This window comes from Vibrio sp. 1288, from assembly GCF_033344475.1.
The window spans coordinates 59,481-71,121 of the sequence record NZ_JAWPOX010000027.1 but is presented as its reverse complement, the minus strand read 5'-3'; the positions used below and the strand labels follow the sequence as shown (position 1 = coordinate 71,121).

11 protein-coding genes are annotated in these 11,641 nt (G+C 39.6%); 2 read left to right on the top strand and 9 right to left on the bottom strand.

The genetic code is table 11. The annotated features are described in order from the left end of the window. Positions 1–547 precede the first annotated feature (547 nt). From R8O11_RS18165 to R8O11_RS18135, 7 genes are all read right to left on the bottom strand, one after another. A complete protein-coding gene (locus R8O11_RS18165) occupies positions 548–1,801 on the bottom strand; it encodes an HD-GYP domain-containing protein (RefSeq protein ID WP_149191744.1) in 1,254 nt (417 codons plus the stop codon). A gap of 130 nt (positions 1,802–1,931) precedes the next feature. After that, positions 1,932–2,930: a LacI family DNA-binding transcriptional regulator gene (locus R8O11_RS18160; RefSeq protein ID WP_149191743.1), complete on the bottom strand. Its 999-nt coding sequence runs from the start codon at positions 2,928–2,930 to the stop codon at positions 1,932–1,934. Between the two features lie 104 nt (positions 2,931–3,034). After that, positions 3,035–3,790 (bottom strand): chitin disaccharide deacetylase, encoded by a 756-nt coding sequence (gene chbG / locus R8O11_RS18155; RefSeq protein ID WP_149191742.1) that lies wholly within the window; start codon positions 3,788–3,790, stop codon positions 3,035–3,037. An 18-nt stretch (positions 3,791–3,808) separates the two neighbouring features. Beyond that, entirely contained in the window at positions 3,809–5,131 is a 1,323-nt protein-coding gene (locus R8O11_RS18150) for a 6-phospho-beta-glucosidase (protein WP_318194327.1), read from the bottom strand. Positions 5,132–5,143: 12 nt separating this feature from the next. Continuing rightward, complete coding sequence (locus R8O11_RS18145; RefSeq protein WP_031777269.1) at positions 5,144–5,455, bottom strand: PTS lactose/cellobiose transporter subunit IIA; 312 nt, start codon at positions 5,453–5,455, stop codon at positions 5,144–5,146. Positions 5,456–5,506: 51 nt separating this feature from the next. Beyond that, positions 5,507–6,841 (bottom strand): PTS sugar transporter subunit IIC, encoded by a 1,335-nt coding sequence (locus R8O11_RS18140; RefSeq protein WP_213872891.1) that lies wholly within the window; start codon positions 6,839–6,841, stop codon positions 5,507–5,509. Positions 6,842–6,928: 87 nt separating this feature from the next. Next, a complete protein-coding gene (locus tag R8O11_RS18135) occupies positions 6,929–7,234 on the bottom strand; it encodes a PTS sugar transporter subunit IIB (RefSeq protein ID WP_025767645.1) in 306 nt (101 codons plus the stop codon). 247 nt (positions 7,235–7,481) lie between these two features. Between R8O11_RS18135 and R8O11_RS18130 the strand changes: the two genes are divergently transcribed. Then, a complete protein-coding gene (locus R8O11_RS18130; RefSeq protein ID WP_213872890.1) occupies positions 7,482–8,765 on the top strand; it encodes a carbohydrate-binding protein in 1,284 nt (427 codons plus the stop codon). Between the two features lie 395 nt (positions 8,766–9,160). Further along, a complete protein-coding gene (locus R8O11_RS18125; protein ID WP_318194325.1) occupies positions 9,161–10,333 on the top strand; it encodes a site-specific integrase in 1,173 nt (390 codons plus the stop codon). A gap of 28 nt (positions 10,334–10,361) precedes the next feature. Here the strand turns inward: R8O11_RS18125 and mobV are convergent, their stop codons facing one another. Both mobV and R8O11_RS18115 read right to left on the bottom strand, forming a co-directional pair. Then, positions 10,362–11,228, bottom strand: a complete 867-nt coding sequence (gene mobV / locus R8O11_RS18120; protein ID WP_318194324.1) for a MobV family relaxase — start codon at positions 11,226–11,228, stop codon at positions 10,362–10,364. Positions 11,229–11,231: 3 nt separating this feature from the next. Next, complete coding sequence (locus tag R8O11_RS18115) at positions 11,232–11,468, bottom strand: hypothetical protein (RefSeq protein ID WP_281189706.1); 237 nt, start codon at positions 11,466–11,468, stop codon at positions 11,232–11,234. Between the last annotated feature and the right edge of the window lie 173 nt (positions 11,469–11,641).

Sequence of the window (11,641 nt, the reverse complement as noted above, 5' to 3'; positions counted from 1 at the left end):
AACTCTTCAATTTAAGATTTTGTTCGGCTCAATGAATACTGAACATTACATAAAGTAATGTTTGAATTGACTGTGCTCTTATTGGTTTTTACTTTTGAAAAAGTAAAACAAAACAGCTCAAGGCTGCTTCCCAATTCAAATGGTCACTTCGTTTCATTGAAACCTAATTTGATACCGAGGTATCTAATTGGATTATCATCAACGAGTGCCCACACAGATTGATAGGTCTATATTGTTAAAGAGCTTGCTTTGCGAGAAGTTTTTCTCTCAAAGCGGAGGTGCATTCTAGCGATTTAGTTGTTAGTGTCAAACACTTTTTTAAACTAATTTTTTGTAGAAGCTTTTTACCTCTTCGACCCTGCTAAAGCCTTGTGGCGTCTGCCGTGTCGATGGATGCGCATTATAGGGAGAAGATTTTCTTTGGCAATACTAAAAATGCATTTTTTCTAAAAAAACATGCCAAATGGATACTTTCCATCCAACCCTAAAATTACCCAGAAATAACACTCAGGATTTATACAATTTACCCACAAAAAGCTGTGGATAACTACTCATCACTATCAAAGAAATAAGAAATACGCGAACGCGGATTTAGATACTCTTTTACTTTATCCGGTAATTTTGACGGATGAATCGCGTTAACTATCTTTATATCTTTTGAGGCAAGATCAATGATTGGCGCTTGCGTCCTTGGTACTGATGGATCGTAAACCAAGACATTCGGGAATAATAAATGCGATGCATTCACTGAGATAACCAGGCCGACCATATTATTAGAAAGCTGAACTACGGTACCCGGAGGAAACACGCCCATAAACTTAATTAGGATGTTCAGGTTCTCTTCTTTATATAGGTGTTTACAGTTCTTATATAAATGAGAGAGTGCGGTATAAGGAATCTTTTGATCTGAGACTATCGGTGTATGACACAAGTTATCAAACGCATTGGCTACAGCAATAATTTGAGCAAACTCGTTGATCTCATCTCCTTTCAGGCCTTTAGGATAACCAGACCCATCTCTTAGCTCATGGTGCTGCGCGATCACAATTCTCGCGACTTCGGGAAAAGCCTCGATTTGACTCGCAAGATCGACGCCATATTTAGTATGCAACTTTAAGTAGTTGGTTTCTGGCTCTGTTAGAGGTAGTTGCTTTCTTAATATTGCAGTCGGGATTTTTATTTTCCCGATATCATGGAATAGTGCGGAAAAGGAAAGCTCTTTCAACTGTGCTGCTGAGTACCCTTTAGCACGGCCAATCATCATAGAGATAACAGCCACGTTCAATGAGTGGAAATAAATATCTTCAAACTCATTTTTTCCGTTCATCAGATGTAACGTAACATTATCATCGCACATTAACTTCTCGACGATATCTTCAATAAGAAGCTTTGCTTCATCAACTGCTGCTGTCGGACGGTTACGGATTTTAGTCATGACTGAACGCATACGTGCCAGAGAGCGCTCAAACTCTTTTTCACACTGAATCACGCGTCGACGGTATGCACTTAACTTTTCTATGCGGTTCTGTTTTTCTTGCCACATTTTTTGAGTTTCATGATCTAACGACGCTTCATTTGTTACTCTGTCAGCTTGTCTTTGATCAACAGGGAGTGGAACGGCATCGCTTTGCTCTGGATTAAAGTAAACGAACTTTACGCCGAGGTGGCGGATCATCTCGACTTGCTCTTGGTCTTTAATCTTAAAGCTATTGAGTAGAAAGGGGTGATCGTTCCACTTTAGCGGAAGACGGATATGTAATCCGGGTTGAATACGATCGACCGTTAGTTTAATGGCTGTCACTTATTCACTACTGATTTATATTTCTTAAGAGAGTTAGAATACTAGTAAATTTTGTGAATAAATTCATCAGTAACTATCAAAACATCAAACCGTTATTTCTAAGCGACTCACTTAATTAGATAGAAGTAAGCTACTTTAAGGAGCGATCTGCTTTGCGTATTTTAAGCTTGGCCTCGAACACTGGCTTGTCTATTACTTCTTGATCTTTGACTAGCCCCATTAACGTTTGTACCGCTACACGGGCCATGTCACTGATAGGAAAGTGCACTGCTGATACTGTAGGGTAAAGACTTTCACAAAGATCAACACTGTCAAAGCTAGTTAATGAGATTTGCTCTGGTACAGAAATACTGTGCTCGTGTAAGTACTGCATTGCACCAACCGTCATTTCTTCACTGCACGAAAAGACAGCCGTCACATCAGGGTGTCGTTGTAAAATTGCAGCCATTGCATCATAACCACTTTGCCGACCATAATTCCCTTCTTCACACCAGCTTTCATCAATATCTATACCAGCATCCTTCATTGCATCAATATACCCAAACTTTCTCAATACACTGTTATGACGTTGGGATGGACCGGCAATACAAGCAATCTTTCGATGGCCACCAGCTAAAAGGTGCTCAACTGCAATACGGCTTGCATGATGATGGTTAAAGGTAACACAACGCTCTTCTATTCCTTCCACGTAGCGATCCAGGAGAACGAAAGGTGTTGGCTGTTTAGCTAATTCACGTAAGTCATCATCTGACAAATAACGACTATGAAGTACATAGCCGTCACAACGTAAATCATTAAAACGCTGAATTGCCTCTTTTTCACCTTGTGCAGAATGATGGCCTTGAGCTGTAATCAAAAACTTCTTATGAATATCCAGCTCGGTCTGAACCTGCTCCATCATCTCGCCAAAGAAGCCCCCCGTATAGTAAGTCACCAATAACCCAACCATATTACTGGATGAGGTTGCGAGTGAACGAGCAATTGCACTGGGACGATAATTCAATTGCGCCATAGCTTGCTCTACTTTTTTTCGAGTTTCCTCGCGAAATTTCCCCTCTCCATTAATAATTCGAGAAACGGTAGAGCGATTTACACCGGCGAGTTCGGCTACATCTTTAATCCTTGCCATAATGCTATTGGGTCCAACTGCAATTGTTATTAAATATTCGTTTGTGTAGAACGGCTGCCAGCAATTCGTAAGGTGCTATAGGGGGCGAAGCTGGCAGCCTTTAATCATACACCGACCATTTGATTGGTAGAAACAAGCTCAGAGTAATCCGTGACAGTTATACCATGCTGAGCTAACTGTTCTTTTAAAATGGGAGAGGTAAGAACTTGTAACTCTAGCTCTCGCTGAAGCGCATAGCCACTCTTTAAGATAAGCGCCTGATCGGCCTCTGCCGGGTGGCACATCACCTCAACCAAGTCATAGTCAGCTTTTAAGCTCAATAGATGTGCCATTAAGCCATCCAAGCTCACTTTTTGATCATAAAACTCATCAGTAAAGATATACCTGATTGTCATCGATTCTTGACACAAGCCAGTGCCCCGCAGTGGCACTCGGTATTCATTCGCTACTTCTTTAATAACGGGCAAAATTTGAGGGTGAGTATGCGCGTGATGATGGCTATCTAAGTGGCTTAGCTCTAACCCAAGCGATAAAAAATGTTCCACCTGAGCTTTTGCTTCATCATAAACGACCTGAGTTTCGAAGTCCTGCTTACTCCAAAGTTCGTCATAGTTGATAAAGTGCGCTCGGCCGTTGGTCAAGTTAGGATGCTTCGTTATAGGCACACCTGCTGTAAACCTAAGATGAACGCCAACTTTCAAGTCTGGATTATGGCGAGCTAGTTCTAAGGCATGTTGCTCAGCATCCATACCCACCATCATGGTGGTTGAATGAACCACACCTTGCTGGTGAGCTTTAACGATGCCGCTATTTACACCTCTCGTTAAACCAAAATCATCAGCATTAAAAATGACTTTCATCGGCGCCCTTCCTTAGTTTTACAACGTCGTTAGTTTAAATTGAGGTAAATACGGAGCGTTCACCGCCAGAATATCATCCAGGATTGACTTGGCGCGGCCAATGTCAGGCACCAATGGGTTATTGGTTAATGCCATAAGCGCCTTGTCATAATTACCTTCGACAGCAGCTTCTATTGTTAGCTGCTCATACGCTTTAACTTGATGGAGTAATCCTTTGATATTGTTTGACAACTCGCCAACCGCAAGAGGTTTCGCCCCCCAGCTACCAATCACAGCACTACATTCAATCACAGCATCGTCAGGTAGGCCGTTGATCGCTCCATTATTTAAAACGTTAACAACATGAATACTATTACGATTGTTATAAATTGAATCAACTAGGTTCAGTGATGCATCAGAATAATAAGCACCACCCCGCTCCTCTAACTCTTTCGGCTTATGATCGAGGGTAGGATCTTGATAGAGCTTAAATAGCGCATTTTCTGTTTCCATTACCTGCTCAGCACGAGTGCCTTTTTCATCGGCACTTTGTTTCTCTTCAGCAAGCATGGCATCAGTTTGATAGAAGTAGCGATGATAAGGACATGGTATCGCCCCCAGTGCTTTTAGAAATGTCGGATCCCACGGTTCTTCCCAGATATTCTTCATACTGAAGTTGGCACCATCACCGACTTTCTCTAATACCGTTTGAGTAATATCTTCCCCATTGAGCCATGCTTTGTGTACCCACACGAGATGGTTTAACCCAGCAAACTCAAGTTGTAGCTCTTTTGGCTCGCACTCCATCATTTCCGCAATCATCATTTCCATTGAAACGGGCACATTGCATAAACCAATACTCTTTACTTTGGTGTACTTACTGACCGCTTCGGAAACTAAACCCGCTGGGTTGGTGAAATTGAGCATCCATGCGTTTGGAGCCAACTCTTCAATGTCTTTACAGATATCAAGAATGACCGGAATGGTTCGCAGTGCTTTAGCAAAACCACCAGGGCCCGTTGTTTCTTGGCCGATGACGTCGTACTTGATTGGGATTCGCTCATCGTTAGCGCGTGCAGCAAGGCCACCAACACGAAACTGCGTCATCACAAAATCCGCATCTTTTATCGCAGCACGGCGATCGAAACCGGCTTTTATATCAATTTTTGCTCCGGCTTTATCGACCATTCGCTGAGCCAATCCTTTAATAATCTCAAGCTTCTCAGCTCCTGACTCAATGTCCACAAAATGAATCTTCTTAACGGGTAAATATTCTAAGCGCTTAATAACCCCTTCAACCAATTCCGGGGTATAGCTACTACCACCGCCAATAATGGCAAGTTTGATCGCCTCTCTAGACATTTTCATCCCCCTTTATTTGTTCGAGATTTTTTTGTTCAGTGCGACGATTTCTACAGCCATCTCTTGAGCCAAAATCGTAGTCATTAGGTGATCTTGAGCATGCACCATCACTAACGTCATCGGGACTTTCCCTTCTCCCTGATCTTCTTCAATAAGCTGAGTCTGTATTAAGTGGGCTTTATTAATGCACTCTCTTGCTTGAGAGAGCTTCTCATCAGCCGCTTCAAAATCTTGCTCTCGAGATAAACGTAATGCCTCGTAGCTTAAACTTCTGGCTTCACCAGCATTGCAAATGATCTCCATTACAACCAATTCTTGTTCCATCATTTTCTCTCCGAAAATCGGGCCGCGGTAATTGCGGCCCATTAAGCACAGTTAAGCAGTAACGCCTTCGCCTGACGGGTGCGTGTCACCTTTAGTTTCCTTCGTCGTTGGTAGTTCTTGCTCCAACATTTGCTTCTCAAACATTTTGAAGAATGGGAAGTAGATGATTAGATCAAGAATTAATAAGCCAATGACGAGCAATACTGGCGCAAAGGTCCAACCGCTACCCCACGAAGCACCTATCAGTGCCGGTGTTGTCCAAGGTGTTGTAGCGACACCCATACCCACAAAGCCGACATGCACAGCAAAATACGCAATCGTAGCGTTGATGACTGGAGCGAAGACGAACGGGATAAACAAGGTCGGGTTCATCACAACTGGGCTACCGAAGATCACAGGTTCGTTGATTTGGAAAAAGCCAGGCACCGCACTCATTCGACCAATGCTCTTAAGGTGAACAGAACGGCTAAACGACATCAGCATAACAAGAGCAAGTGTTGCACCAGAGCCGCCAATAAAGATGTAAAAATCCCAGAACGGTTGAGTAAATACGTTTGGAATCGGTTCACCTGCAACAAAGGCTTCAATGTTGGCACCAATGTTGGTCAAAAAGATTGGAGAAAGCAGTCCAACAACAATTGCAGCACCATGAATACCCGCAAACCAAAGTAGCTGGCAAAGCAATAAAGCGCCAATAATGGCGGGCAATGAGTTAGACGCACTAATTAGCGGTTTAAAGATAGCCATAACAGCATCTGGAATCAGCATGTCGTACTGGGTTTGTACGAAAAGGCTAAGTGGATATAAGGTAATGAATATCGCTAAGACTGGTAGCAATACTTCAAATGATCGCGCAATCGCCGGTGGCACCTGCTCTGGCATGCGAATCGTAATATTGTGCTTTTTCATAAAACGGTAGAGCTCCACCGAGAAAAATGCACACATCACTGCGGTGAAGATCCCGGTTCCGCCCATGTGAGACATAGACAACGCGCCATCTTTAGCTGGGGCCGCAATGAGTAAAAAAGACATTAGTGACAATACAGCACTCGTGATCCCATCCATCTTGTAAGCCTTCGCTAAACTATAAGCAACGCCCAGCGAAACAAAAATGGTCATGATCCCCATCGACATGTTGTAGGGCATCATTATGGTATCAAAATGTGTAGTGGCGAAATCGAGCCAAATTCGACCAAAAGTAAAGGTTGTATCTTCGGCAAATGGGGGGAATGCAAAAATCAAAATGAAACTACCGACAATAATAAACGGCATTGCGACAATAAAACCGTCTCTCATTGCGCGAACATGGGGCTGATTCCCCACTTTAGCTGCTATAGGGGCTATATGCTTTTCGACTGCGCCTATAATTGCGTCATAAAGCTTCATAGAGTCCATCCTTATTTTAGGCAAAAGAATCCCGCATCAAATATTTATATTTGATGTACAGTTATCTTTTTAATTTAAAACTATATTTTAGTTAATTAATTCTAATGCTTGCTCTAGTACTTCTTCTCCCTTCATCATTCCATAATGCTGAGGAGAAATAGCATCAATGTTTTTACCATGCTCTTGCGCCGTTTTTCTTAGTTCTTCTAGCTGAAAACGTACTTGAGGCCCGAGAAGACAAACATCGTACTCTTTAATTGCATCTTCAAACGCATTCACTGACATTGCATCAATTTTGCACTCAATTCCTTTATTTTCAGCAGCTTGCTCCATTTTCTTAACAAGCATACTGGTTGACATCCCTGCGCTACAGCATAAAAGGATCTTTTTCATAGCCTTACTCCCGTTGTGTAAATTTCAACCTGCAAAAACTGTAGCAAAAATAACCAAGACAAAAAAGCGCAACCGGTTGCATTATTCGTGAACACAATCCCAATTTAGAAAATACCACCTATTTTTTTATAATTATTTAGGTCTAGGATAAAAGTCATAAAATAATTTAAGACATCACATTAAGTTTCAAATTATCAATATTTTACTACTGACAACGTCGTTATTAATTTCTTAAAAGGAATAGAGAATGAAATTTAATAAATTGGCTATTGCAACGCTTGTAAGTGCCGCACTATCACAACACTCATTTGCTCAAACCGACTCTAAAGGCACAATTTATCTAACGTTTGATGATGGACCAATCAATGCATCTATTGACGTTATTCAAGTACTTAACCAGGAAGATATCAAAGCGACGTTTTACTTTAATGCTTGGCATTTAGATGGAATTGGTGATGAGAATGAAGACCGTTCCCTAGAAGCCTTAAAGCTCGCATTAGACACTGGTCATATTGTTGCGAACCACAGTTACGATCACATGGTGCACAACTGCGTGGATGAGTTTGGACCGAACAGTGCTGCGGAGTGTAATGCGACCGGGGACCACCAGCTTAACTCGTATCAAGACCCTGTTTACGATGCCTCAATGTTTACGGAAAACTTATCTGTGTTAGCAAAGTATTTGCCGAACATTACAAGCTACCCGAACTACAAGGCAACAGAGTTTGCTAGACTGCCCTACACCAACGGTTGGCGCGTGACGAAAGACTTCAAAGCAGATGGGTTATGTGCCACGTCTGATGACCTGAAACCTTGGGAACCAGGATATGTATGCGATACATCCACCCCATCCAACAGTGTAAAAGCAGCTATCGAGGTTCAAAATATCCTAGCGAATAACGGCTATCAAACTCACGGTTGGGATGTGGACTGGGCACCCGAAAATTGGGGCATTGAAATGCCAGCAAACAGCCTTACAGAAGCAGAAGCATTTCTTGGATATGTGGATTCCGCGTTAAACACTTGTGCACCAACAACGATTAACCCGATCAACTCCAAAGCTCAAGAGTTCCCATGTGGTACACCTTTACACGCCGATAAAGTTATCGTATTAACTCACGAGTTCCTATTTGAAGATGGTAAGCGTGGCATGGGGGCAACGCAAAACCTACCTAAGCTCGCTAAGTTTATACAGTTAGCAAAACAAGCGGGTTATGACTTCGACACAATGGATAACTACACACCGAACTGGCAAGTTGGTCATAACTACGACGCTGGCGATTACGTCTTACACCTAGGTACTGTATACCAGGCTGTAACAAACCATACTGCGCAACAAGATTGGGCACCATCTCCAACCTCTAGCCTTTGGACAAATGCAGACCCAGCCACTAACTGGACTCAGAATGTTTCCTATAAACAAGGTGATGTGGTGACTTATCAAGGTTTGCGTTATCTAGTTGATGTACCGCACGTGTCCCAAGCAGACTGGACTCCGAACACTCAAAATACCTTGTTCACAGCTCTATAGGCTGTTCCTACTATCACCATGTAGTAGTTTGCGCGAGGCATACCCCTCGCGCTTTTTTGTTTTGAAGATCCAGATACAACAAAGCCCCGACTTTCATCGAGGCTCTGTCTTAAAATATGGTACCGGTGGACGGAGTTGATTGGACTGGCATTCCTGCCGCCACCGCGAAGGCAACGCTAACTTCCTTTTGATATTTACGAGCACCTAAAACGACGAAAGGCCGCTATAAAAGCGACCTTTCTATGTATGGTACCGGTGGGCGGACTTGAACCGCCACGCCCGAAGGCAACGGATTTTGAAGCCGACACGCCTATATATTTTATTTACAAATACAATTATTTAGATTATATTCAAAAGCAACTTATACAACTTTTTATACAACTTTTTGGTGTGTTATGTATCTAAAATTGATTAAGGGCTTGGCAATCTATAGACAATCACACACTAAATCTATTTATGTTAGGTTGCGTGTAGATGGCAAAGAGATTAGAAGATCGCTCGGTACATCTGATGTAGAAGAAGCGACAAGCAAGGCTTGGGCTTTAAAATTTGAGATGGAAGGGATGGTAAAAGCTGGTCTTGAAATCGTTCCTGTTCAACGTCATACAATAGAAAAAGCTTGTAATGCTGTTATTTTACAACTTAGAAATAAAAAACCTTTCAGGGAAACATACAATGATTATATCTATTTATTTAATACATTCATCATTCCTTTCTTTAAGAATAAAAGCATTCAAGATTTAACGACTAAAAATATAAGACTCTATTTTGAAAGTCTTGATCTTTCAGAGACTCGAAGGACAATGAATAAAACTTGTTTTACTCATTTATTTCATTATCTTGAAGAAGAAGATTTGTTAAAAAAAAGAGACTTTCCCTCTTTTCCAAAAGATATTAAAGCGGTAAAAAAACAAATTGGTTTTGATTTTTTAGAATCTGATTTAAAAGCGATTAGAGATTTTATTACATCTGATGATTGGCTTAATCAAAATAATATTAATTTTAAGACAAGAGAATATCGTTTGATTTTTCCACACGTTTTTACTTTTTTGCTTGAAACAGGAATGAGGACGGGTGAAGAAATGAATAATATTCGTTACTCAGATTTAATAAAATATGACAAAACTTTGTATGTTAAAATAAGAAAGGGAAAAACAAAAGAACATAGGCAACGTGAAGCTGTTCTTTCTAATAAAGCAATTGATTCACTGATTGCAATTACTGAAATAACAAAGGGTTTGACTCTTAATTCTGAACAATTATTAACAACTAAAGATTGTTTTATTTTTGAAAGTTCTTTTAATAAAATCTGTGATTTTTGCAAATTATTCGATCAAATTATAAAAAAGTTAATTGAAAATAATATTGTAAAAAAGAAATATACTTTATATTGCTGTCGTCACACATACATAACAAAACAACTTTTAAATGGTGTTGATATGTTAGTTATATCAAAACAAGTTGGCAATGGCTTAGACACTATTGAAAAGCATTATGATCATTCTATGTTAAAAGATAACAAAAATGTCAGAGCTTTAATTAAAGGAAAATCACCTGTAAGATTTTAAATAACAATGAAAAAGCCCTTTCGGGCTTTTAAATTGATGGTCTATTATTTCTTTTCTTTTTGTTCAGTTCTTTTGGTACGTCTGGATTATTATTTATAGTTAATTCAGGAAACTCGTAAGGATCAGAACTTGGTTCTTTTATTGTCTTTTTTAATTTGCTTATAAACTTTTTAAGTTTATTAACTAATTTTTTAAGCGCTGAAATCTCTTCTTGTTGTAAATTTAGTTGAGTTTCTAATCTTTTTATTTGATTTGATAAAGCAAAATTATTGTCTTGTTCATCCATAAGCTTGTTTTCAAGTTTTACCACCTCTTCTTTGTATTTCTTTTGCTCGTTAATTTCTGTATAAAACTCTTTAATGTCTTTGTGTTGTGCTTTACTTCCTTCCTTGTAAGTAAAGGTTTCACTTAGCGTTTTAGTCATAACTTCACAATAGCTCTTTTGAAATGCTTTAAGAGTTATTTTGTTAAACATATCCCTTGCGCTTAGTCTTCCGTCATTCGTTAAAGGTATTATGTGCGCGTGAATGTGTGGGTTAGACTCGTCAAGGTGTAAATCAACACTAATTACATTATCACCAAAATTCTCTTTTAAAAAAGTAACTGCTGCTTTTGTAAACTCTGTAACTTTCTTTTGGTCTTTATCTTCACAAAAATATTCTGGTGATAACGTTAGTAATGCTTCTATTGACAAAACAGAGTTTTTTCTTGGCTTTATTCCGTTTTTTTGAAGTCTATCTTTTACTGTTTTAACAAGATTTTTAGAGCCCAAAATATGGATATTTTTAACATCTGGATTTGCATTTGGCGTTTCTAAATATCTGTTTATGTGAGCATTCGATAAGTTCAAATGCTCAAAAGTTTTAATTTTTTCAAACCTAAGTATCGTTTTCAATTTTTATTTCTCCAATATTTTTATGTTGTTTAAAATTTCTTTTCTTCTTCTTGTATGCTTAATTAACCTATCTTCTAAAAAAGCTATTTGTTGATCTGAATTGAATATACTTTCAGGCCAACCTCCAAGATCTAATTTTACTTTTTCAGAATCAATCAAAAAGCAAGTTGCTTGGATGTTCTCTTCACTATCTTTTAATTCTCTTTTTAATTTGTCTAACATGATTATTTTTACGCTCATTTTCTTTTCCTTGTTTTTTTCTCAGATTTTGCAGCGAAGCTGCTTATTTAGTCCCGCCGGGCTCACACAAACCGTAGGCTTTGTATAGTGAGTATACAAACGTGTTTGTTCGTATATACATTAAACATATGACCATATATTATAATATTGTCAAATATTGGGACTTTTACAAT

What these genes read in the sequence shown, in the direction of transcription:
- R8O11_RS18130 (WP_213872890.1), top strand. Translation starts at nt 7,482, where the DNA reads ATGAAATTTAATAAATTGGCTATTGCAACGCTTGTAAGTGCCGCACTA.
- R8O11_RS18125 (WP_318194325.1), top strand. Translation starts at nt 9,161, where the DNA reads ATGTATCTAAAATTGATTAAGGGCTTGGCAATCTATAGACAATCACAC.
- R8O11_RS18135 (WP_025767645.1), bottom strand. Translation starts at nt 7,234, where the DNA reads ATGAAAAAGATCCTTTTATGCTGTAGCGCAGGGATGTCAACCAGTATG.
- R8O11_RS18115 (WP_281189706.1), bottom strand. Translation starts at nt 11,468, where the DNA reads ATGAGCGTAAAAATAATCATGTTAGACAAATTAAAAAGAGAATTAAAA.
- chbG (WP_149191742.1), bottom strand. Translation starts at nt 3,790, where the DNA reads ATGAAAGTCATTTTTAATGCTGATGATTTTGGTTTAACGAGAGGTGTA.
- R8O11_RS18150 (WP_318194327.1), bottom strand. Translation starts at nt 5,131, where the DNA reads ATGTCTAGAGAGGCGATCAAACTTGCCATTATTGGCGGTGGTAGTAGC.
- R8O11_RS18140 (WP_213872891.1), bottom strand. Translation starts at nt 6,841, where the DNA reads ATGAAGCTTTATGACGCAATTATAGGCGCAGTCGAAAAGCATATAGCC.
- R8O11_RS18145 (WP_031777269.1), bottom strand. Translation starts at nt 5,455, where the DNA reads ATGGAACAAGAATTGGTTGTAATGGAGATCATTTGCAATGCTGGTGAA.
- R8O11_RS18160 (WP_149191743.1), bottom strand. Translation starts at nt 2,930, where the DNA reads ATGGCAAGGATTAAAGATGTAGCCGAACTCGCCGGTGTAAATCGCTCT.